This window comes from Haladaptatus sp. DYSN1 (assembly GCF_029489995.1).
Taxonomy (GTDB): Archaea; Halobacteriota; Halobacteria; order Halobacteriales; family Halococcaceae; genus QDMS2.
In genome coordinates this window covers 290,458-313,037 of record NZ_CP120471.1, presented here as the reverse complement: position 1 = coordinate 313,037, position 22,580 = coordinate 290,458, and the positions used below count along the sequence as shown (strand labels likewise).

15 protein-coding genes and 7 pseudogenes are annotated in these 22,580 nt (G+C 53.8%); 9 read left to right on the top strand and 13 right to left on the bottom strand.

Going from position 1 to position 22,580, the window contains the following annotated elements; genetic code table 11:
• Together bioB and P0648_RS17655 are read right to left on the bottom strand one after the other, a co-directional pair.
• Entirely contained in the window at positions 1–1,119 is a 1,119-nt protein-coding gene (gene bioB / locus P0648_RS17660) for a biotin synthase BioB (protein WP_277505940.1), read from the bottom strand.
• A gap of 98 nt (positions 1,120–1,217) precedes the next feature.
• Positions 1,218–1,723, bottom strand: a pseudogene (locus P0648_RS17655) (transposase); the annotation flags it as partial.
• A 962-nt stretch (positions 1,724–2,685) separates the two neighbouring features.
• Between P0648_RS17655 and P0648_RS17650 the strand changes: the two are divergent.
• Positions 2,686–2,928, top strand: a pseudogene (locus P0648_RS17650) (ferredoxin--nitrite reductase); the annotation flags it as partial.
• Positions 2,929–2,953: 25 nt separating this feature from the next.
• On the opposite strand, the gene P0648_RS17645 reads toward P0648_RS17650, so the two are convergent.
• Positions 2,954–4,462 (bottom strand): HTTM domain-containing protein, encoded by a 1,509-nt coding sequence (locus tag P0648_RS17645; protein ID WP_277505939.1) that lies wholly within the window; start codon positions 4,460–4,462, stop codon positions 2,954–2,956.
• A 140-nt stretch (positions 4,463–4,602) separates the two neighbouring features.
• The gene (locus tag P0648_RS17640) at positions 4,603–5,940 is read right to left on the bottom strand and encodes a hemolysin family protein (RefSeq protein ID WP_276249217.1); all 1,338 of its coding nucleotides are present in this window, start codon (positions 5,938–5,940) and stop codon (positions 4,603–4,605) included.
• 967 nt (positions 5,941–6,907) lie between these two features.
• Between P0648_RS17640 and P0648_RS20605 the strand changes: the two genes are divergently transcribed.
• Positions 6,908–7,441 (top strand): isoprenylcysteine carboxylmethyltransferase family protein, encoded by a 534-nt coding sequence (locus tag P0648_RS20605; RefSeq protein WP_369685330.1) that lies wholly within the window; start codon positions 6,908–6,910, stop codon positions 7,439–7,441.
• A 299-nt stretch (positions 7,442–7,740) separates the two neighbouring features.
• On the opposite strand, the gene P0648_RS17630 is transcribed toward P0648_RS20605, so the two are convergent.
• Positions 7,741–8,124, bottom strand: a complete 384-nt coding sequence (locus P0648_RS17630) for a hypothetical protein (protein ID WP_276249054.1) — start codon at positions 8,122–8,124, stop codon at positions 7,741–7,743.
• A 108-nt stretch (positions 8,125–8,232) separates the two neighbouring features.
• The gene (locus P0648_RS17625) at positions 8,233–9,147 is read right to left on the bottom strand and encodes a hypothetical protein (RefSeq protein WP_276249055.1); all 915 of its coding nucleotides are present in this window, start codon (positions 9,145–9,147) and stop codon (positions 8,233–8,235) included.
• Positions 9,148–9,410: 263 nt separating this feature from the next.
• Here P0648_RS17625 and P0648_RS17620 point away from each other — a divergent pair, with 263 nt between their 5' ends.
• The gene (locus P0648_RS17620; protein WP_276275341.1) at positions 9,411–9,626 is read left to right on the top strand and encodes a helix-turn-helix transcriptional regulator; all 216 of its coding nucleotides are present in this window, start codon (positions 9,411–9,413) and stop codon (positions 9,624–9,626) included.
• A 1,092-nt stretch (positions 9,627–10,718) separates the two neighbouring features.
• Here the strand turns inward: P0648_RS17620 and P0648_RS20600 are convergent.
• The 4 genes and pseudogenes from P0648_RS20600 to P0648_RS17600 all read right to left on the bottom strand — a co-directional run bounded on the left by P0648_RS20600 (position 10,719) and on the right by P0648_RS17600 (position 13,857).
• Positions 10,719–11,149, bottom strand: a pseudogene (locus P0648_RS20600) (universal stress protein).
• Positions 11,150–11,246: 97 nt separating this feature from the next.
• Positions 11,247–11,351 (bottom strand): annotated as a pseudogene (locus P0648_RS20595) (RNA-guided endonuclease TnpB family protein); the annotation flags it as partial.
• An 88-nt stretch (positions 11,352–11,439) separates the two neighbouring features.
• A complete protein-coding gene (locus tag P0648_RS17605; protein ID WP_276275340.1) occupies positions 11,440–12,936 on the bottom strand; it encodes a HAMP domain-containing sensor histidine kinase in 1,497 nt (498 codons plus the stop codon).
• 468 nt (positions 12,937–13,404) lie between these two features.
• On the bottom strand, positions 13,405–13,857 hold the full coding sequence (locus tag P0648_RS17600; protein ID WP_276249059.1) for a transposase: 453 nt from the start codon (positions 13,855–13,857) through the stop codon (positions 13,405–13,407).
• Between the two features lie 432 nt (positions 13,858–14,289).
• Here P0648_RS17600 and P0648_RS17595 point away from each other — a divergent pair, with 432 nt between their 5' ends.
• From P0648_RS17595 to P0648_RS17580, 4 genes and pseudogenes are all read left to right on the top strand, one after another.
• Entirely contained in the window at positions 14,290–16,569 is a 2,280-nt protein-coding gene (locus P0648_RS17595; protein WP_277505936.1) for a PAS domain S-box protein, read from the top strand.
• A gap of 133 nt (positions 16,570–16,702) precedes the next feature.
• Positions 16,703–17,326: a response regulator gene (locus P0648_RS17590; protein ID WP_277505935.1), complete on the top strand. Its 624-nt coding sequence runs from the start codon at positions 16,703–16,705 to the stop codon at positions 17,324–17,326.
• A gap of 6 nt (positions 17,327–17,332) precedes the next feature.
• Positions 17,333–17,983, top strand: a complete 651-nt coding sequence (locus P0648_RS17585) for a hypothetical protein (RefSeq protein WP_277505934.1) — start codon at positions 17,333–17,335, stop codon at positions 17,981–17,983.
• Positions 17,984–18,084: 101 nt separating this feature from the next.
• Positions 18,085–18,303: pseudogene (locus P0648_RS17580) on the top strand (IS5/IS1182 family transposase); the annotation flags it as partial.
• A 29-nt stretch (positions 18,304–18,332) separates the two neighbouring features.
• Here P0648_RS17580 and P0648_RS17575 read toward each other — a convergent pair.
• Both P0648_RS17575 and P0648_RS17570 read right to left on the bottom strand, forming a co-directional pair.
• Positions 18,333–18,554: pseudogene (locus P0648_RS17575) on the bottom strand (hypothetical protein); the annotation flags it as partial.
• A pseudogene (locus P0648_RS17570) lies at positions 18,546–18,846 on the bottom strand (DDE-type integrase/transposase/recombinase); the annotation flags it as partial. The pseudogenes P0648_RS17575 and P0648_RS17570, both read right to left, overlap by 9 nt.
• 911 nt (positions 18,847–19,757) lie before the next feature.
• Here P0648_RS17570 and P0648_RS17565 point away from each other — a divergent pair.
• Both P0648_RS17565 and P0648_RS17560 read left to right on the top strand, forming a co-directional pair.
• A complete protein-coding gene (locus tag P0648_RS17565) occupies positions 19,758–20,390 on the top strand; it encodes a response regulator (protein ID WP_276249063.1) in 633 nt (210 codons plus the stop codon).
• A 53-nt stretch (positions 20,391–20,443) separates the two neighbouring features.
• The gene (locus P0648_RS17560; RefSeq protein ID WP_277505933.1) at positions 20,444–21,586 is read left to right on the top strand and encodes a sensor histidine kinase KdpD; all 1,143 of its coding nucleotides are present in this window, start codon (positions 20,444–20,446) and stop codon (positions 21,584–21,586) included.
• 127 nt (positions 21,587–21,713) lie between these two features.
• On the opposite strand, the gene P0648_RS17555 is transcribed toward P0648_RS17560, so the two are convergent.
• Complete coding sequence (locus P0648_RS17555) at positions 21,714–22,472, bottom strand: sensor histidine kinase KdpD (RefSeq protein WP_276275335.1); 759 nt, start codon at positions 22,470–22,472, stop codon at positions 21,714–21,716.
• Between the last annotated feature and the right edge of the window lie 108 nt (positions 22,473–22,580).

Here is a 22,580-nt window from a genome sequence, read left to right as displayed (position 1 = left end):
TTAATTCTCCAGTTCCGCGTTGCTGTTCGCCGATCCTGCTGCCGTTTCAACCGTCCTGCGTTCCCGTTTCGTCCGTGCCTTGACGGCCTCGGTATCGAACTCGTGGACGGTCATGTTCGGTTCCATTCCGGCCCGCTCGATCGCCTCAATGTCGTCGCCGGGAGACTGCCCCGAGGTGGTGAGGTAGTCGCCGGTCAGAATGCCGTCGGCTCCCGCCTCGAACGGCAGGTGTTGTTCGTCCGTCTCGAGATTGACCTCGCGGCCACCCGTGAGTCGCACCCGCGCGTGGGGGTGGAGCAACCGATAGACCGCGATGGTGCTGATGAGTTCGTTGGTAGAAATCGCCGCGTCGTCACCGAGTCGGTCGCCCAGCGGCGTCCCCTCGATTGGGTTAAGGACGTTCACTGGGAGCGAGGAGATCCCGATCTCTTGCAGGGCGATAGCGGCGTCCACGCGGTCGGTCGGCGTCTCCCCCATACCGAGGATGACCCCGGCACAGAGGTCCATCCCGGCTGCTTTGGCGATCTCCAGGGTCTCCACCCGGTCTTCGAAGGAGTGGGTCCCAACAATTTCCGGGAAGAACCGGGGAGAGGTCTCGATGTTGTGATTGTAGTGGTTAATCCCCTCGTCGGCGAGGATTTGGGCTTCTGTCTCCGTGAGGATGCCGAGCGAGGCGTCGACCTCGACGTCGGTCTCGTCGCGAACGAGGCGAATAGCCCGGAGCACCTCCTGCCACTCGTCGGGTCGTTGTTCCTTGGAGACGCCTTTCTCGGCAACGACGATGCCGAAGCGCTGGGCACCGTCGCGCTCTGCTCGTTTGGCTGCTTCAAGTATCTCTTCGGGGTCGAGAAACCCGTACGTCTCGATGCCGGCGTCGAAGTGGACGGATTGGGCGCAGAAGCCACAGTCTTCGGCACAGTTGCCCGCTTTCGCGTTCACGATCGAGCAGGCATCAACCGTGTCGTCACCGAAGTGCGCGCGGACGAAGTCGGCGGCGACCGCGAGTTCCTCGACCGGCTGTGCAATGAGTGCCAGCCCGTCACGGCGATCTAATCGTTCACCAGCCAGTACCTGTTCGACGGCGTGGGCTATCGTCGTGTTTTCGGTCTCGTAAACCACGAGTGTGACGTTGGTTGACGAGAGTAAAAAAGTTCGGCCCCTCACATGAACTCGGCAATGGCCTCGATGAAAGACCGAGAGAGAGCGACTCCCCAACCGACATACAAATCACTCAGTATCTTTGCGTCACGCTTTCGGCTACAACACGAACACGTCTTCGACGTATCTCGCTCGGAAACACGGTAACGTGGATGCCGTTCCCTTCGGCCTTGTAGTCAAAGAGCGTCGAGAAGCGGTCAATCTCCCACCAGTGGAGTTTCTTGTTTCCACGTTTGCCCCAGTTCCGTGAGTCGCCATTCTCAGTTCCACGAATTTTACTCAAGTCCTTGGTGGCGATGCGATCGACCTCGTGGTTGATGCACTGCTCTACGACGTGCTTGACGAGGGCGTACAGGAAGTGGTCTCTCCGTCGAGACAACATCTGTCGTGCGCTTTGCGCCCGACATGACGGGCCGTTCTCTCCTTCGGTGTCGTACTCGTCGCGGGTGAAATAGTGCTTGTCCTGTTTCAGCACGTTCCCCGGATACAATTCGGCGTCTCCGTCGTCGTAGGCGATGGCGAGGGAGTTGCTGATGCCAAGGTCGATTCCCACCGTGTTGTCGCCGGAGACGACTTAGTTTGGTTGATCGCGCTCATTAAACCGCTTCTACCAGACGACGGCTCGCGACCTCGCGCGCCATTCTTTCTACCCATTACTCGACCGCGGAGCCCTGGTCTGGGCCCTCGGTCGTCGTGGTCAGACATCGGGGAGACATTCGTTTGCAATAAAAAGTTCGAGAGTCGGTTTGGTCTCTTTGAAACCCGACTCCTTGCGAATCTCATCGGTGGTCCCATTCGAGGACCCCACGGCCTCGAACTAGGGTGGATGGACGTGGTAGAGTTCGGTCCGGAATCATATGGCTCCCCCCTCCAATGCCTCGAGGCATTGTGGGTTAACTGCATCGAGCAGCACACAACTTCCTGCCGATGACAGTCACGTGGCCCGCGATCCAATCGTGTGGCACAAGCCCTCCAGAGACGTGCGATGCCATGGTCAGATTCTGGGACATGTGCCACTCGTTCACATACCTCGTGGCGGGTAAGGGAATGAGACCAATCATAAAAAGCATTGTGTATGTCACAGAATGGACTATAATTTCACCGCAGGAATCACTCGATCGGTTGCGACGACCTCGACGTAGAGGTTGGGAGTGCTGGTGAGCATCTCTCGAAATCGATAACGCCGTTGGTCTCGATAGCGGCGGCGCCAGGTGCGCTCGTTTCTCTGCGGGCGCGTTGCAGACGAACAGTACGTGTAAAGAACCGATAATAGCAACAATTGCCGGTAACGGTTGTGCCGCTGGGAAGCTTCAGCGGAGCTCACCTGTATCGTCGATGCTCGTAGTAACCCACCCGATCTAAAATCACAGATACTGGCAACATTGTCCTTCGAAGCGGGAGATACGTCCCATATCCCCGCTACGGGGAGATACATCGGATGCAAGATGTTGTCATACAATACCCGGTTGGCATTCGAATAATGTGAATCGATACACCGTGCGGGTCAGTCATGGTGGAGGAATTCACATGAATACCGTCGAACACTGGAAACAAGAGAAACACTCCCTGGATATCATCGAGGAAATCTACGAATACGCCGCCGAAGGCCTTTCCTTCGACGAAATCGAAGAGCGCGGAGGCGAAGGCGAGTGGGAGCATTTCAAGTGGGCGGAAATGTACACCCACGACCGCAAAGAGGGCTATTTCATGCTGCGGACGAAGGTCCCTGGCGGATTTCTAACACCCAAACAAGCCGAAGTCATCGGTGACGCCGTGATGAATTCACGACCGACAGCTAGCAGTGATAGTCCTCCAACTTGACTTTATTGATCGGTTCGGTCTCGGTATGGATCTGCGTCGGCTGTTCCATGAAGTACACTGAAACATTGACCAGTTCGGTTTCATGCTGGCTATTCCAGCGTCGACAGAGATAGTCGGCGAAATAACGGCGGTCTGTGGTGTCGTCCCGCCAGAGCCCGACGAGATATTTCCGCCATCGTGCTGTCGGGTACGTATCTGAAATATCCGCCGGCCGATCCCAGCGGATAGGCCCACCGTGAAAGGCATCGATTCGTGAGCCATTCTCGAGTTGTCCCGGAGCGACAATCCACCCATCAGTGGAGAGGGGGTCAGGCGCGAACATATTCCAGTATTGATCGGTACGAGTGAGATCGATAACCGACTCGGCCTCCTCTGGAACCACGTCATGCCCGTAGATCTGTGAATAGCCGAGAACCTGAATGTTCCAGAGCACGATGAGGACAAGGAAGAATAGGGGAACACCAGTCCCCAAGTGGGTCTTCCATCGATCAAGCGGCGAGGGGGCACTCGAAACAGTGATGACCGGCAGTGTATCGGCGAGTTTCTGTGGCCACTGACCCATCGCTCTAGTCTGTCGATAGTGGGATAGCTGCGGTAGCACGATGTCCCAGAACGCTGCGGGTAGGAAGGGGAGTAACCCGGCGATCGAGATGAGTGCAAAGAGATCAATGCGCATGGTGAACAGCATCCCAAGATGCAAACTGATGAAGAGAAACACGAACCCCGTCCGCCAGAGACCGGGCAGCACAATCAGGAGAAATGAGAGCGTTATCATCCCCAACCAGAGATAATCAAGACCATGGAGGACAGCAGGGTAGGACCCGAGGACGTCACCGAACAGAATGGTGAATTGACCGAGACTGAAGACGTACTCGAGCCCCTCGCCTTGGAGCCAGACATCACCGGATAGCTTGAACGCGGCGTTCGTACTATACATGATGACGACCTGTAGTAATAGTGCGGCCGCCGCGACACTCCTTACAGCGGTTCGCGTCTGAGTGTTGCTGGCCTGTTGATTATCGACCGCCCAGTACGCGCCGAGCGGCAGAAACATCGCCCAGAAGAGCAGTAATCGGAGGAGGAAGTCTCCACCATTGAGGACCTCTGGCATCCGATTATGAATCGATACGAGAAAGATCCAGGAACCGATTGTTGCGGCCGACGTTCGATAACCAATGGTCAGTGCCACGGCAAAGACACCTGCAATCAAGAAGAAAACCGCCTGGACCCATGCGTCGCCGGAGAGCGTGTGGAGTGACAGGTGTAACGGGTCTGAACGAGAGATAAGAGCCGTCCGTGGCAGCACACCGAAATCGGTATAGAATGCGGTGAGGGCACGTGACCGGCGGACGAGATCAGCGAGTATGAGGAGTCCGATAGCAATTCGGAACACAGCAAGCGATCGAGTATCAATCTCAAACCGGTGACGAACAGCGAGAGAAATCCGATCTCTGACGGTTGAAAGACGGTTGGGAAGTGCCATCAGTCTAGTCCAGTTATGAGAATTCAGCGGCCAGAACCATAAGCGAACGGAAGACTCAACGATTCATGTTTGGGTTGCGGGTCAAAGGAGTGTGACATAGAATTCTGTTCCGATACAGACACCACCCGCTGGGAGCGTAGTCATTCTTCGGTGGGTTTCTTCTGAGAGTATTCTGGTGGTTGAATCACGAGCCGTTTAATTCGCGCGTTGTCGATCGCGTTAACGCGAAGCACGTATCCTTGGTGTTCGATCCGGTCACCCACCTTCGGTTCTCGTCCGAGTTTACTAAAGACGAAGCCGCCGATGGTTTCGACTTCATCAGTCTCGAACTCAGTGCCGAGTTGGTCGTTCACCTCACGAACCGGCACGCCGCCGTCGATGAGGTACGTCCCATCATCTCGCTCCTCGATGGTGGGACCCTGCGGTGTTGTGTCGAATTCGTCTCGAATATCGCCAACGATCTCTTCGAGAATGTCCTCAATCGTGACGATCCCCTCGAAAACGCCCCATTCGTCAATAACTACGGCAATCTGTCCCCCACCGTGCGTCTGAAATTCGGCGAGAATCGCGTCAATTCGTCGCGTTTCCGGAACAACGAGAACGTCGCGTGCGAGAGCGCGTGCAGTGACCGGACCGTCGTGGTCGGTTTCACTCGCCTTCAGAATGTCCTTCGCGTGGACGAAGCCAATCGGCTGTTCTCCGTCCTCATCGAGCACAATATATCGCGTGTAGGTTCCGCTGGCGGCAACAGATCTGAGTTCTGGGAGGGTCATCGACGCGGAGACTGTCTCCACGTCGGGGCGTGGCACCATGATTTCGCGAGCGATCGTGTCGCCGAGTTTGAAGACACTCTCGATCATCTCAACCTCCTCAAGATCGATTTCTCCAGTCTCTTCGGAGCGGCTGAGAATCATCAGGATTTCTTCCTCGGAATGCGTCTCCTCGCCTTCTGCCGCTGGCGAGACGCCAAACAAGCCGGTGAAGTAGTTGGCAGTGCCGTTGAAGACGATGATACCCGGGATGAACACGTAATAAAAGAACTTCATGAGCGGGGCGACGAGAAACGCCACTCGTTCGGCCTCTTGGATGGCGAACGTCTTCGGTGCGAGTTCGCCAAACACGACATGGAGGAACGTGATGAAACCGAATCCAAGCGCGAACGCAACCAGATGAATTACTCCTGTAGGCAGCAGTTCACCGAGAACTGGCTCGATGAGTGCTGCCACAGCTGGTTCACCAATCCACCCGAGGCCGAGTGAGGAAAGCGTAATCCCGAGCTGACTGACGGCGAGGTATCCATCTAGATTCTCGAGTGCGTCCTGTACGAGGCCCGCACCGGGCTTTCCGCGGTCGACCAGCGTGTTCACTCGGGTCGGCCGGAGTTTCACAAATGCGAACTCGGCGGCCACGAACACGCCGTTCATGACCACAAGGAAGACAGCGAGGAGCAGCCCACCGACTGCAATCAAATCGACCATACCCGTCATTGTTCACTGGGTAACTTGTAGGGGAGGGTACAGCGTCGGGTGACAGCCACCCACGAGCAACGGCCCGCTTGAGTGGGGAGAGTTATGGTTTACACACCGACAGGTGCTGGCACCGCCACGATACCGTTACGGAGAGTCAAGGAAGAAAGCCCCGTGCTTTAGCGCGGGGCTGAGTCCGACATGTTCATGCCACTGTCTCTCATACGATGGCCTACCGGAGTTCCCTCGGTGGCGAACACAGTCGTTGACTGTACCGATGCGTTGCATCGATTCGTCGCGGGGTGACAAATCCGATACCCACTCCGCCACGTCCCGGCCCACGGACGCTGATGGCGGTACCACGCGGGCTGAATACCCCGTTGGAGAGGGAAACGGTATTCCCTGTGACCCACTCGGCGCGTCCGAGGTGGAAGGTCCCATTGACAGGACTATACGCGCTGGAACGCACTCCCTCGGTCATAATTGGGAAGCAACCGTTGAGGGAGGACGCGAAAGCGTACTTCGCTCCCGAGGAAACGCGCAACCTTGAACTCCCCTTCGGGGATTCCTCGCCCTTCAGCGCGGGGAGGATGTCAATCCCATCTACTCCGTTAGGAGCGGATTCAGAGGTACTTGGTGTGTAACGTCGGTATCTAACCTATCCCGAAGAGGATACCTTCGACAATCGGTTGAGGAATCCGATACTGTCCGATTGTCCCGATGTGGGCGCGGGCGTGCCGCGTCGGATAGCACTACAACGTCGAACAGGTAACAGTATTATGCGGCGATTCATCCCACGACGAAAGTCGTGGGCTTCCTCGCCTAATCGAAGTGAATTCAGCACCGTCTGAACGAACTACTCGGGTTGTGTCATGAACGTCGTGACCGACTCAGTGGGTATATTCAGTAGGCGATTGAGAGAAACTGCTATTTTCGTACTGATTGGGTAGTATCTTTACGTCTACCCAAGGCGTTCATTATGGTTGGTGTAGTGAGGGTGGCAGACCACCAAGTTCCGGAAAGAAACCAGAAGACTGCCATGCAACTAATCGATGGGGAGCTGTATCCGATTCTCCGGAGGCTCTGGGCCTACACTCCGGTTCCGGAGCCGCACGTTGCTGGGCTAGTCATCGGGAGAGTGCTTTACGCGCGCTGGCCGCGGCGGATTACTCAAAAACGGACCATGGCACGTGCCAGTGGACTGGGACTGATTGGGTGTGGGGTTTTGCTCATCGGATGGGCATTCAGATCGGTCGCAGGGAACATCGGTCCAGAAGAACGACAGCTCGTTACGACTGGCCCGTATGCATTCAGTCGAAACCCCATGTACGTTGGGTGGACGATGCTCTATGCAGGCCGCGCGTTGCTCAGCAATAACCGGTGGGTTGCGCTCTTGCTTCCAGCAGTTGTCGCCATTACCCACGTCGGGACCATTCAGGAAGAACGGGCCCTGGAACGGGAGTTCGGTGACGAGTATCGTGTCTTTCGCCAAAACGTCCGCCGGTATCTTTAATCAAGATGTAATCATTATATATTCAACTATTCGGAGGGATACGTCGAAAAGGGTTGTATCTATTCTGTACGAAGCGTCACGAACAGGAGTGTCATCAGAATGCGCTTGGCAGATACGCGCCCTGTATTCAGCTGATTAACTGGTATTAGTACAGCTCTCGATAGACCTACTCAATCAATCGAAAATCCGAATTACCGACTGACTCCCTCCCACGACTTCAGTCGTGGGCGTTCTCCTCGAATCTCTGTAAGGATACTCGACGGTCGTTGTCACTACTCTGGTCGTGGAATGTGTTACTGCTATTCGTCGAGTACGATGACTCGCGCGTCGGCGACGAGCCCCCGAGCATCGGCCATCGCACTCGCATCGAGTGCGACCGCCGCGCCCACCGCATCGTCGACCACGAAATTCATCTCGATGACGTTCTTGAAACACTTGACCAGGCACGTCAACTCCCCGTGATCCTCTGCATAGATGTTTTCATACACGGGAGCCATCAGCGATTCCATCACCCAGTCTTCCACAGCCTGCTCGACCTTCTCATCGGTATAGTGGTCAGCCACGTCATCGCGCACGTAGACTACCTCAGTGTCATCGAGGTCGTATTTGATGATGCTTCGCAGGTTCCCCTCCGCCCGTTCAGTGAAGAACTCCTCAAGGCGGGTCGCCACCCTCGTTGCCATAGTTAGTTGCTAGTTTGGCACACGCATAGTAATGATGGCAGCCAACAAAATTGAGGCCAGCGGAACATGGTTCACTCCGAGTCGAGCGACCCGAAGAAGCACGTGGAGTCAGGCGTCGCTCGCCGGGTGATACCGCCGCCAAACCCAGCTAGGCGTGGTCGACCGAAGCTCATCGATACACTCCCCCCAGGGGTGTTCACCATCGAACGCTCGCGCGTACGTCTCAGCCACGCCCATCGTCTCACTCACGAGCAGGAGTGACCCGAACAGGTGATACTCGGGGAAGAACGCGGTACTACTCCAGCGATACCGAGATCGGAATCGTCCAAGCACCCGCCATGGAAGCATGGCTTGAAGGCCCACCAGCTCGCGCTTTGTGACACCGAGTTGGCGCACAGCTGTCTGCGTGATGCCACCCTGACGGGTGCCGTGCGCGAGTACTCCTTGTAAGAGAACGATTACTCGCTGTCGAGCGGCAACGTGCGCCAACGATGAATCGTCCCAGTCGTGAGCAAGGTGCTCCATCGCGCGAATCGACGCAGCTACCTCCAGGCCTTCAAGAAGATACGGGTGGTCCCACGTTGGCGACCCAAAGCGGTGCTGGTAGGCGTGACACAGCTCCGAGGTGAGATACGAATACGCCACCGGCACGGGGAGGTGTCCTCCACTGACGCCGATATAGCCGGTACTCCGTGAGTACCGCCCCTCGATACTCAAAAGCGTTAACGACTGTGGGAGGTTGCCCGTTGCGAGTGCGACTCGCTCCCGCCACGAATAGTCATACACGAGGTGGTCTCGCCAGAGATCGTGATACGACGTTGAATCCACATCGAAGAGCGCATCATAGAACTCGGTGAGGGCTGCAAAGCACGTGTAAATATCGCGCTTGCTGGCTGGGGCGCTGTGCGGGTCGTACGTATGGAATTCGGACAGCGGGGGAGCCTCTGGATACTCTCGCCGATACGTGTCGATTGCGTCGGCGCACGTCTCTTTGAGGTGGTCGAGAAACTCCTCGCTGTTCATCGCTACCTATAGTGGGAGGGTTGAACAAGCCTTAATTATTACCGGGGTGTCGAGTGATTCTCCCGTTTTCCTGCACCGGGAGAATCTCTCTTTTGAATTGAAAGGGTCCGACAGCTGCTGAGCAAAACACTGTATGATGATTGGTGCCACAACCAGACCTCGTGTTGAGTAACGACAGCCAACACGAATCGACGGGAGTGTGGTTGCCACCGGCATTATGTGGGCCAATAGAGGTTTGCATCTTTGCGTACCACCCCCTATCAATGCATGATTTGACCGGGTTCCAACGCGACCTACTGTACGTCATCGCCGGGAACGAGAAACCCTATGGCCTCGCCGTCAAAGACGAGCTAGAAGCATACTACGAACAAGAAATTCACTACGGACGTCTCTACCCGAACCTCGACACGCTCGTCGAGAAGGGCTTCGTCGAGAAAGGCGAACACAATGGGCGGACGAATTACTACGCGGTAACTTGACGTGGGCGGCGTGAGATCGAAGCTCGTGAGCAATGGGAGCGACAGTATCAGAACACCTAGGATTGACGCCACATAAACTCCAAAATATCGATATATTTCAGTTACCCACGACTGAAATCGTGAGCTTCCTTCTTGCAATCATGTTGTTTCACTATATCAACTACTTCATTAATAATAGTGTCCGAAAAACATTATCTGCATTCAAGATAGAGATTGTGATGGCGTAGTTACGAAGAACTCAGTTTCAGAGTTCGCTGGTTATTCCTACGTCACCCCCCACCCAACCCCTTCGTTTGACCCATTGACAGAGGCACCCGTTCTTCCACAACAGTGTAACAGAAACAACGAACCACAGTCAGCTTCTGTATCGCGATCCAATATTCACGACTAAAGTCGTGGGCCGGTTGTATGAGACAAACGATCTCGTGAACGCTGGCAGAGGGGTCACCTCATGAATCTCTGTGAGTGAGTTTCGTTCTACACACGCGTCCAAGAGAAAGAGACGAGATTGACTTTCCCGTGGTTTGTGAGTAGTGCTGTTGTCCACTCTCGAAAGCGTTCGAAGGACCATCACACCCGTTTGGCTTGTCGTGTTCTCACACGACTCACGAAGAATGGTGTTCTGTGAAGATAAACTATTCTATTAATTGAACAGTATGATAGGTAGTCAGCTTCTCTGAATCCGTACCGCCTGAAGGCGGGGGTTTCCACACTTTTAGACCATGGATAGTGTTAGTTTCTAATAACTTTATGTTTAAGTATAATTCATTATATAGATAGATTTATGTGTTATTGTGCCCATTAGTAGTTCGACGCAGGACCCACAAACACCCGTTTGTATTCCCCCAGCGGTCTGCGTTCACCTGGGTGATTCCCCCACGAATCCCCCTCAACGGGAGCCCAATGGGCATCCCGTTTTTCCCGACCCCAACGTTCCCCAAACATGATTGTCTCCATAAAGGACACTCGTTAGTCTGCATCCGTTTCTAAATACGCTGCCGAGCGTCGGCACTTCCAGAGGTATGCCTATTGCACATACTGAGGGAAGTTAGAGACCCATCACTACCGAAGAGCTGTTGACTGAAACTAGTATCAAACACCAACTAATTCGTCGAGGGTTGAGAGTAACTCCTCGCGGTCACCGGTATGCACGGTCATGACGGGAACTGGGGAGACACGGACAACTTTCTCGGCAACACTGCCAAACAGATACCGCTCGAAGCCTGTTTTCCCTCGGGTACCCATTACGATAATATCGATCTCGTTTTCGATGGCGTACGCGATAATGGCGACGGCAGGATCTCCCCAACGGATTTCTCGGCGCACGTCAAGTCCCCGATCGATTGCTCCTCGGCGATTATTTTTGTGGCACTGTGGCCGTCTTCTTCGAAGGTTTGCTGCAATTGGTCGCGAACGTCATCAGGAAGTGTCATGTAGGTGGTTTCATCAACGACGTTCACGACGTGGATTCTGGCCTCACACAGCTCTGCAAGTGTCAGGGCGTGTGCGCTCACCCGCTCCATTCCGGCACGGCCATCTGTGGGAATAAGAATGTCAGTATACATCCCCAATAGTTTGGTATATGCCACCAAATATCTATGCAAAGTGAACTACTCCGCCCTACAGCTCGTCCGACGGCTCGTGCGTGAAGGTGGGGCTTCCTGCTTCCACGACACGCTTTGCAGACACAGATGTGTCCACAGGGAGCGCAGTCTCCACAGGCGTTAACAAATCGCGTCGCGATTCGTTCGCACCCCAGAACGCGAAGCGTTACTGGGACGTCTTCAGGCGCGAAAGGATATCAATTCGACAGCTACTCATGGTGGGTCACGCGCGAGAGTGTTATCACAAAGACAGCGCCCGTTGGCTCATTCGCTTCAATCCAGACGTCACCTCCAAATTGCGTCATCAAGGTGTCCACTAAATAGAGCCCCACCCCCGATCCTGCACTTTTAAGTCCCTTCTCCCCACGGCCGAACACCACATCGCGCTGATCAACTGGAATTCCGGGACCGTTATCCGCAATCCGGATAATCACGGTTTCGTCAGATAACTCCGCGGAGATCTCAATGCGTGATTTGCCTTTGCTATTGTGTTGAATCGCGTTATTGAGGAGGTTTCGAAAGACGCACGACAACAACGGCGTCGCCCACACCTCGACAGCAGGGATGGAATCCCAACCCGAAAACTCGGCGTCCGGATACGCTTCACGACGCCGATCGATTGTATCGTGGAGTGTACGTTGAAGATCCGTTGGTGTTAACTCAGATTCGTCTTCGGTTTCGATCGAATTGAGAAAATCGCGCAAGGTTTCCGTGAGTTCAACCGTGTGTTGCGTCGTTCGAATCACTCGGTCAAGCATCGTGTTTGCCTCCTGTGAGACATGGTTTCGCAATTCCCGTCCCCAGGCGAGCGCGACCATCATATCGTTACAGATGTCGTGTCGGACAATCTGGTTGAGCAGTACCAATTCTTTGTTTCGTTTGTTGAGCGTGGCCTCTTGTTCGTCTAATTCACGACTTAGTTTGGCTGCGTCGTGGAATACGTACGATTGGCGTAGTAACAGTGCAACTAATACGAATGCCCCGAAGAAGACGTCGTCACTCCGGAATTGGCCGGTGAGCCCGAGATAGCCGATGAGCACCATGGCGACCGCAAATGGGCCGTATGGAGCAAGCAGTTCAATGAACTCATAGCGGCGTCGCTCGGTGACGCGCGGAGTGAGCGTTGCTGCCGGATGAAGTGCGCCGAGTGCGATGAGGGCATTACCGGCGACCCACGCGGAATCGATTTCGCTGAAGACGTAGCCGCTGGTGAATTCGAGATACGCGAAGGTACTGTCTGCAATCACCCAGATGAACAGACCAAGTGAAATCAAGAGAATTGGGGTCCGTCGTTGCCCTCGTGTGTTCAGCGCAACGACGAAGGCAATCGAACCGACGACGATATCCAAGATGGGATACGCCATCGCCACCAACGTGTCTGGAGAGTTAAGTGAACTACTGGTGAGGATTGGTTCGAGGAGGAAATACCAGCTTACGGTGAGTAACGCCCCGCCAACGATCAGCCCATCAAGTGTGAGTCGGTACATCGATCCCAAGCGTCGTCGATCGGTCGTCAGCAAGACCAATCCGAGCGCAAGAACAGGATAGCCGGTGAGATAAAACAGGTCAGGAAGACCAGGGAATGGCACGTCGCCGGTTCCTAACTCATACGCCATCCAGGTGAGTTCGCCAATTGCTTCGAATCCGGTACCGATTGCGAGCAGTCGCCATCCCCAGAGTGTCGAGGTAGAACTCTGGCGTACCACACTAAAGAGTGTCAGTGGAACGATGAGCGCGGTGCCACTAACGACGAGGTTCGAGAAAACGAGCGTTGCATACTCGCCGCCAATCTGCCAGCGAATCCAAACGATCGAACAGAGTAATATACATGCTGCACCGACCCACGTCCAGAGATACCATCGAGGCCACCGAGAGAGGGGGGCTCTGAGAGTCTGTAGAAGATCAGAAGGATCAAATAACGGCGTTCCTGTGGTACTTGGTTCATTATTGCTCATTAATAGCGTTGAATTTATTGAGAATGTTTATAAAATCACCTTCCTGGTAAAATTAATATGTTAGTGTTTAGCTTGTCACCAAACGCAGCGGGTGAGACACTAATCGATCTGGCCGCGTTCACCCAAGGGGATACCATATCGTCGGATAGCGGTCAACAAACGAGTGGAACTACGACAGTTGGAAAAGTGAGTTCCTATCAGTTTATTAACTATCCGAAGTTAGACGATAAAGAGGGCTTGTTTCGCTTTTCTGCTGAAGAACACGCGAGCCACGTTGACCGCGCCAACGTAGTCACGGTCGGCCTGAAAGCCACACCGGGCGTTGTCACAGCGGAAGTGACCGCCCCACCACACCTCGAATGCGTGGTCAGGCGACTTCGTAGTGTGACCCGTGGAGCCACATCGAGGACACGACCGGGACGTGTTACCCGGACGCACACGCTTCACGTGCAATCCGGCGATTTCCGCCCGATACTCGATTTTTGAGGCAATCTCGCGGCGTGCCCACGACGAAAGTTCCCACGAGAGTTGGCCCTCACCACAGGGCGGTGACAGGCTCCGCAAGTCTTCGTGAACAATCGCATCAACATCGTACACAAGTGCAAGCGCGAGGACTTGATTTGCTACATCGTGAACCAACTGCTCTCGCTTGTGGCGAATCTTGTTGTTCACCCGCTCATACTCTGCCTGAACCCTTCGAGTCTCACAGCATCCTACCGGTCAATTTCAACAAATCCGAGTGAATCATGGATTGTATATGCAGATTTGTGAGAACTATTTTAAAACTAACACTCGTATCATCAAAATAATGAACCTCAACCCCATCGATCGACTCCATCGACGTCAGATGTGGGCGGTCCAGAGCACTCCGAAGTGGGATATTCGTGTCGCGAATCCACGTCAGCGTCACTGTCAAGTCAACGGATCCGGATTAGTTGATTGTGTGGGGGCTGATTTTTCATTGGAAACTAGCGGCGAATACGCGTGGGAAAGTGACGTTGGCAATTGTCAGAACCGGCTGCCGACTCAAACCGCGGCGTACCTACGAGTCAGAAATCCCGCTCGTCGTAACGTAAGAATCGAGAACTTTTGGGGAGCAGGCCAATGAATAGAGGGTTGTCGTTGCGGGCATCGGAGGAATTGAAACAGGCGCTCAGTGTCTGGATTATTGGAGGAACCGGGATCGTCCTAGCCGGGTTTGAAATCTGGCATGCGATCCAGATGCAAACACTGTTGGGTCGAATCATTGAAGCGGGCTTGCCACTGGTGATGGCGTTTGTCATTGTCTCTGCCAGCTATTGGCTCTCCCAAAGCGAGTTCAGTGAGTCGGAGATGCTCAGAATTGCCGGCTGGTTCATCCTGGGGTTGATTGGGATGGCCGTAGTGACAGGCTGGATAATCAGCCATCAGATTATTCGTGGTGTGGGCTTTCACCACTGGCATTTCGTGACCGCAAGTAGTATGACTGTCGGGGGGATGGCTGGTTTCCTCATCGGTGTGTATGACGGCAAGCGGAGAGATCAGCACCGGGAGGCTGAAAGAGCTCAACAGGCCATCGGCGCGTCAATGGATGGGATAGCAATCCTCAACGAGAAGGGTGAGTATGAGTCAGTCAATCAAGCACATGCTGAGGTCTATGGATATGACGACCCCGGTGTGTTCATTGGTAAGACCTGGCACATATGTTATACAGAGACAGAAGTTGAACGGGTTGAGGAAGAGGTCATGCCGCAGTTGAGTGCGGAGGGGCGTTGGCGAGGAGAACTCACTGGGCTTCGTCGTGATGGGAGTACGTTTCCGCAAGAACTCACGCTCTCTTTGCGTCCAGACGGCGGCCTTATCTGTGTTGTTCGAGACGCCACCGAGCGCAAAGAGCGCGAGCAACAGCTTGCAACCCGCGAGCAACGGCTCCGAACTATCGTCGAGAACGTTCCAGTAATCCTGTTTGCCGTCGATCGTAACCATGAAATCACGCTCCAAGTCGGCAAGGGCTTGGATGATGTGGGGGTTGAGCAGAACCAGATGGTCGGAGAATCGATCAATGACGTGTTCGATAATTCGCCCGAGGTCATCGATGCGATCGATCGAAGCTTCGATGGCGAGGCTGTCGACATAACGATTGATTTCTGGGAACGAACCTATCAGGTTTGGTACGAGCCGATCGCGAACGGTGGTCAGATCACGAACGTGATTGGTGTCGCGATGGACGTCACCGAGCGCGACAAGCGCGAGCGGGGTATCAGAGCCTTGCACGACGCAACTCGGAAGATGATGCAGGCGACCGACCGGGAGACGATCTGTCAAATTTCCGTTGACTCAGCGCAGAACGCGCTGGGTCTGTCGATGTCGGCAATCTGGTTACACGCAGACGATGAACCTCAGTTAGAACCCGTTGCGTTGTCAGACCGGGCGAGGGAATTGTTTGGTGGCGCGCCTACATTCGAGCCGGGGAACAGCATCGCCTGGCAGGTGTATGAGTCGGGAGAACCCCGCGTCTTCAACGACATTAGCAGAGAGACCAACCGCTTCAATCCCGAGACGAAGCTCCGTGGCGAACTGATCGTTCCGATCGCAGAGTACGGTGTATTGACTAGCGGGTCGACCGATCCCGGCCGATTTAACGAGGCAGATGTCATGCTCGCGCAATTGTTAGCGGCGAACACGCGCTCTGCGCTTGACCGAGCCGAACGCGAGGCGGCTCTCCAGCGCCAGACCGACCAAATGGAATTCTTCAATTCGATCCTGCGCCACGACGTGTTAAACGGGATGACGGTGATACGGGGGCGGGCTGAGTTCCTCACCGAGGAACTCGAGGGCGAGCAGCTACGGGACGCCCAGACGGTCGTTCGTTGGTCCGACGACGTCATCACTATCGTTCAGCGCGTCCGGAAGGTGTTGGAGGCGCTGACGGGAACGGGTGATCCACAGCTCGAGAGTGTTGATCTGTCGGCAGTCCTGCACTCGGAAGTCGACCGTATTCAGGCGACCTACCCCGACGTTACGTTCGAGACGGACATCCCGGAGGCTGTGAACGTCAAGGCGAACGATCTGTTGGGTGAGGTCCTTGGCAATGTCATCACGAACGCGGTCGATCATAACGACACTGATGGATTGCGTGTGTCGCTAGCTGTGGACGAGGAACGCGACGACACCGACGAATTCGTGACCGTTCGGATTGCCGATAACGGTTGCGGTGTCCCCGATGAAAGCAAGGAGGCGATCTTCCGGCGTGACGAGACGGGGCATGCGAAATCAACTGGCTCTGGCTTCGGACTCTTCTTCGTTGATTCAATGGTAGCCGAGTACGGGGGCGACATCTGGGTCGAGGACAACGACCCCCACGGGGCGGTGTTCATGATCAAGTTGCTGACTCCATCGCAGTAATCTGCCGGTGATAAGGGAACAAAACTGGACTACACGATATCGACCACGGGACGTTTCATCGGACGCTCTTGGTATCGTTTGGGAGGAAAAGTATCAAGAGAGTTGTAGCCGAATCACGACAGAGAAACCCCTCATGAGCACCTCCGTCGCTCCGGTTGTCCTCATCGTCGAAGACGAACCGGATGTCGCAGAAACGTACGAACGATGGCTCACGGACTACGATGTCCGCTGGGTGGAAACAGGCGACCAGGCACTCGCTCAGCTTGACGAGTCGGTCGATGTTGTTCTCCTAGATCGGATGTTGCCCGGCATGTCGGGAGGAGAGGTACTTGAGGAGATTCGTTCACGGAAGATCGACTGTCGGGTGGCGATGGTAACGGCGGTCGATCCGGGATTCGACATCATTGAGATGGGGTTCGACGAGTACGTCACGAAGCCACCGGATCGTGATCAGCTCCGCGAAACCGTTGAGCGTCTCCTTCATCGGGCGACACTCGATAGTGACTTACAGAAATATTACTCACTCGTAGCCCGACGTGCAGCACTCGAAACTGAGTACACCAGGCGAGAACTTGACGCAAATGAAGAATACGTAGGCTTGGTCGAACAAATCGAGACACAACGAGCCGCAGTCGATGACGGAATTGGTGACCTGACCTCGGATGCAGACTTCATTGGTGCTGTCCGCGCGATCATGGACGGACCAGACGACCAGCATCCTCTGGATGAAGATGTATCTGAAAACCCACAGAACTGAGTGACCATGTTTGACATAACTGATGTGCTCCCGACAACGATCTATGAACTGGCACCTGGGACGAGTCTGTTGATCGCCGGGCCGGCTATGGCCGGGAAGCAGGACCTCGCTCTCGACCTGCTTGCTGCAGGGCTCACCCAGAGAGATGGGGTCCTCATTGTCTCAACAAGCAAGAGTGCAGAGGCGTGTCTTGACGAACTTGAACAACGAGTGCCGACGCTTGAACGCGATCAAGTGGGTGTTGTCGATTGCTCGAGAAGCAGCCAGCAACAGGCGATACGAGGGGTCATGACACAACGCGTGGCCTCACCAGGCGACCTCACAGGTATTAGCATCGGTACGGCCAAACTCATGCAAAGATTCACCGCTCAGGACATCTCCCGAATGCGCCACGGTCTTGTTTCGGTGTCGACGCTGCTCCAGTTTCTCGAACTTGACACCGTATTCAAATTCCTGCATATCTATACAGGACGTATTACTGACACCCGTGGACTTGGAATTTTCACCGTTGATAACGCATCATATAATCCACAAACAATCAACACGATTGCCAGCGAGTTTGATGGTGTCATCGAACTCCGTGACACTGACAACCGGGGTCGTGAAATCCGTATTCAAGGGCTAGCTGGCGTACCTCCAACGTGGGAATCACTGTAGGGACGCGGGATTGTTATATTTATCAGGCTCTGATGAATCACTAGATGGCGTCGGTTTCGACCGTAGAACTTGGAAGATGAAGCGGGAAACCGTCGATACCTATGTCAAAAATCTCCCGCTTCACGAGCAAAGCGGACACGTTAGCTACAAATGCTGTTAGTGATCGAGGAGAAGTCGCCGCCCTCGAAGGGGGTAGCGGCTTCGCCGCCTACACTCTCGTATCGCTGCACTGTCTGCGGGTTTATCTTGATGAATCGTACCGCAACGCACCCGATCTGTTGAGCGAGATGCCGCATATTTGTGGGGAGATCGGCGTCGAAGGAGCTATAACGCAGCAGAATCCTCGCCCCTATCGATTTGTTCCAAAAATGAGCAACTGATTGATCTGAGCCCACACCACTGCCAGTAGTTCATCCACGTGGACGTCCTTCAGTCGTGAATCTTCTAGAAGCGTCTCGATAATCGTGTTCGGATTCTCCCCAAACGTGAGCTCGAGGTAGCTTCCCGAGTACAGTCCCTGACTCTTCCGCTCTGTCTTAACCAATGAATACGTCGTGAGCTCCTTCATTTTGAACGTGTGAAACCACATTTCGATCAGGTTTCGGTCTGTGTAGTCGACCCGACTGTCCACCTCGAATCGAAAGATGCAGTCCAATAGCTGTATGCATTTGCGAGAAACACCGTCTCTGAACAGCCGTGTTTCTCAGGCATTCCATGAGAAACACACCTTCCGGATCAGTCCCGTGATGTGTGAACAGCGCGACGGTCAGAATCACTTTTGTGTCGAAGCCTATTGCAGCTTACAATCAAGGCTACTCGTCATTGATTTTGACAGCGGTTTCGTCGACTTCGACCCGCCTCGGCATCTCCGTCCGCACCTGCTGTCAACATTCAAGTAGCAGTGTGTGAACTACCCTGCCCTACCGCGCTCGGGGCTACCCGCCCCTCGCTTGTTGAGGACAGGGCTTCCTGTTTCTGTGTCGGAACTTGTACCCGACGTGGGCAGAGAGGTTCCAGACTCCGCAGGCGATTTCCCTTTACAGGCAGTTCGGAGTGTCCCACTCCTACTGAATCGACACTCGGCCCACACGTCCGATGCACGCTTGTTGTCGTCGTTCGAAAGGCGCGACGCGCCTTTCGTGATGACGAAACGGCTTCGCCGTTTCGAACCACGTTTGAACAACGGACGAGACGTGGTGAGCATCTTACTACCCCTTTCGACGACAAAGGTAGTAAGCGTATTGCACACAGTAAATGTGAACCGTGCGGGCGGTGTATCCCCTTCCTACTCGCGTCTTCGACGCTCGTTGAGGAAGGGGGCTTACCGCCCTCGATTATGCTAAACCCTCTTTGAGCAGATTTGTGAGTAGCATTGGACACTATCTCTTCGACCTGTTCGGCCCTTATCTAGACGGTGCTGAATTACCGAACCATTTATCTTATTAAATATCTAATACAAATTGCCGTTCTCTCGTACGGCATTGGCGTGGTACTTGGTAACTGATATTCGAGGAAGAGCTATTTTGGACGGAAGAGTGTGCATGGTCTTTCGCCGGTCAAATGGAATACCCTCTCACGCCAAACTCACGTCACGAATCCGCAATAAATTTGAGACGATTAGGCAGAGCACACCGCCCACATCACCATCACCTTCCGAGTAGCCTGAATTCGTGCGAACCAACTAATTATATATTTTATCAATCCTTTTACCAAAAATTCAGGGTTGTTTTTAATATACATATTATTATTATCGTGCAGGTGCCACTGATATTTTATGGGGTCTCCCGCCCAGCCAGTCGTACTCATCGTCGACGATGAGCCAGACATCGCAGAAACCTACGAACTCTGGCTCTCCGATAGGTATCAAATTAAAATTGCTGGGTCAGGTGACGAAGCTCTTTCAAAAATCGATACAGATGTCGATGTTGTTTTACTTGACCGAATGATGCCTGGCATGTCCGGTGAGGAAGTATTAACGGAAATTCGCACGCGCGATATCGACTGTCGCGTGGCAATGGTTACAGCCGTCGACCCAAGCTTTGACATCATCGAAATGGGATTCGATGAGTATGTCGTCAAACCCCCAAGCAAAGAACGCCTTCGTGCGACGGTTGAGCAACTAGTGAAACGAGGGGAACTCAACACCACCTACCAAGAGTACTTCTCACTGATAGCCCGACAGGATGCCCTCCAGGCAGAATTCTCGCCCGGTGAATTAGCCGACAGTCCAGAATACAATACGCTTCTAGCCCAAATCGAAGCACAAGAATCGAAACTCAAAGATCGACTAGGCGAATTAAACTCAGATGCGAACTTCATTGGCGCAATTCGTGAAATAATGCGTGAAAGTGAATCCATGAACGAGGCGGAACATACTACGAACAACTCCGGGGAACACACTCAATGAGCCAGTCTCCTGAAGAAAACTTTTCCCCCTCCTCCTATGTCCCACGAGCAATCATGACACTTGGGCTTCTGCTTTATCTATCGATGCTCATTGATATCACCGTGTTCGGAGGGTTATCCCTTGAATGGGCCCTCTCACGAGAGTTTATTGCGCATATCGCAACGACGAGTCCGTTCATTCTCGGAATCATCTTCGGTGGGTACTGGCTCGACCGAAGTCCGCTTTCGCCAACTCGGTATACTCGAATCGCGAAATGGACATTCGGTGGACTACTTGCCTTTCTTGGACTCAACGTCATCGTAATGGTGGCCATTCCACCCTTTGGTGGGCTTGAGGGGTACGTCGGCTGGGGTCGCTTCGCAGCGGCAGTTGGCGCAGGCGGCGGGTTGCTTCTCGGTGTCGTCGAAGCCCGCGCAATCACTCGCGAACGCGCCGCCGAACGCGCCGCCGAACGCGCCGTAGTCCGAGCAGAGGAACTCGAGTATCGAACAGACCAACTAGAATTTTTCAATTCGATACTTCGCCACGACGTGCTCAACGGAATGACAGTTGTGCAAGGCCGAGCGTCACATCTCCTTGCCTCGTCAAACGATGAGGAATCACGGAGACATCTCAAGACGATCGTCCAGTGGTCAGATGACATAGTGAATGTCGTCCAGCGTGTACGGGCGATTATTCGTATTTTATCGAATGAATCTGAAGTGCCATTGGCCGCTACAAACCTCACGCAAGCGGTCAATGATGAAGTAAGACGGTTACGCACGACATATCCTGAGGTGACATTTAAAACGAACATTCCAGACGGAGTCTATGTAAAAGCCGATGACCTTCTTGGCGAAATCATCGGTAACGTGCTCACAAACGCGGTTAACCACAATTCACGAGAGGGACTCCGTGTGACAGTGCAGGTTGAAGAAATTCCGGCCAGGGACGTGGTTGAACTTCAAATTGCAGATACCGGAACGGGGATTCCTGATGATCAGAAACACACCGTTTTTCGACGCGGTGAAAAAGGGCACGCAAAGGATACGGGTGATGGGTTTGGCTTGTTTTTCGTCGATGCAATGGTCGGAGCGTACGGTGGCAGTATTCGAGTTGAAGATAATCAACCACAAGGAGCGAACTTCGTGATTGAACTGCCGATAGCACGTTCAGACTCTCCAGTGGCCAACGCTGGTCAAACCCTCACTATGTGAATCACGGAAGGAGTTCTGTCGTTTACGACTGGTGTGAATCCGACAACTGCCGAACAACACTCTTGGAGTCGATAATAGGTCAGTATTTGACCGAGTACGTCCGTCACTTTGCCTCTTCTAGATTTAATCACAAGGAGTGAATTCTCGCACGCGTAGATGGATGCATTAGTTCTATCGTGAAGGTGGCGCCTGTAGGTGATGCATCCTCAACCCAAACAGCACCGTCGTACGTCGACGCCATTGTGTCCACAAAGAACAACCCGAACCCCGACCCAGTGGATTTCACGTGTCCAGTGTAGTCTCGACGGAAGATAGATTCCTTGTCAGCATCAGGAATTCCACGGCCATTATCGCTTATTTTTGTTGTTATCATCCCGTCTTTCTGCTCAACGGTCACGCTGATGACCAGACCCTCGCGTTCATTATGATTTATCGCGTTGGTGATGATATTCCCAAAGACTTCACCCAGTAACTCGTTTGCGAGAACCATAACGCCGTCTGGGATTTCCGTCTCAAATCGCACTGCTGGATACGTCGTTTGCACTCGCCCAATTTCAGTCCGGAGCGTCGCGGAGAGATTGACCTCATGTAACATAGGAGTATCGTCACTGGTCAACGCATCAAGAACCGTTCGCACCCGTTGAACAATGGCGATGATGTCGTTGCTCCATGATTCGATTGTTTTGGCGTACCCTTGCTGGTCGCCTTCAAGCTCGTCGCCGAGCAGTTCTGCGCGGGCTCGGATTACTGTCATTCCGTTATACACGTCGTGACGAAGTATCGAATTGAAAAACCTCATCTCATCGGTCTGTCGCTGTAGAGCTTTCTCGCGGGTTGCCCGTTCAAGCGCACTCCATGTGTTCACACCTAATAGTTGTAGTATCACTACTCATTCGAGCCTATCTAGTCTCGTGACAGTGTACAAACATTCGAATCATTGATTCTTGACGGAAATACGTGCTCAAAATTTCCTGATTCTTGCGTTGCGGAGTTG

Bases quoted from the DNA above. Each gene is read 5' to 3' on its own strand.
- P0648_RS17640 (WP_276249217.1), bottom strand. From the start codon at position 5,940: ATGGTCGATTTGATTGCAGTCGGTGGGCTGCTCCTCGCTGTCTTCCTT.
- P0648_RS17560 (WP_277505933.1), top strand. From the start codon at position 20,444: ATGACACTTGGGCTTCTGCTTTATCTATCGATGCTCATTGATATCACC.
- P0648_RS17595 (WP_277505936.1), top strand. From the start codon at position 14,290: ATGAATAGAGGGTTGTCGTTGCGGGCATCGGAGGAATTGAAACAGGCG.
- P0648_RS17630 (WP_276249054.1), bottom strand. From the start codon at position 8,124: ATGGCAACGAGGGTGGCGACCCGCCTTGAGGAGTTCTTCACTGAACGG.
- P0648_RS17585 (WP_277505934.1), top strand. From the start codon at position 17,333: ATGTTTGACATAACTGATGTGCTCCCGACAACGATCTATGAACTGGCA.
- P0648_RS20605 (WP_369685330.1), top strand. From the start codon at position 6,908: ATGGTTGGTGTAGTGAGGGTGGCAGACCACCAAGTTCCGGAAAGAAAC.
- P0648_RS17565 (WP_276249063.1), top strand. From the start codon at position 19,758: ATGGGGTCTCCCGCCCAGCCAGTCGTACTCATCGTCGACGATGAGCCA.
- P0648_RS17625 (WP_276249055.1), bottom strand. From the start codon at position 9,147: ATGAACAGCGAGGAGTTTCTCGACCACCTCAAAGAGACGTGCGCCGAC.
- P0648_RS17590 (WP_277505935.1), top strand. From the start codon at position 16,703: ATGAGCACCTCCGTCGCTCCGGTTGTCCTCATCGTCGAAGACGAACCG.
- P0648_RS17645 (WP_277505939.1), bottom strand. From the start codon at position 4,462: ATGGCACTTCCCAACCGTCTTTCAACCGTCAGAGATCGGATTTCTCTC.
- P0648_RS17620 (WP_276275341.1), top strand. From the start codon at position 9,411: ATGCATGATTTGACCGGGTTCCAACGCGACCTACTGTACGTCATCGCC.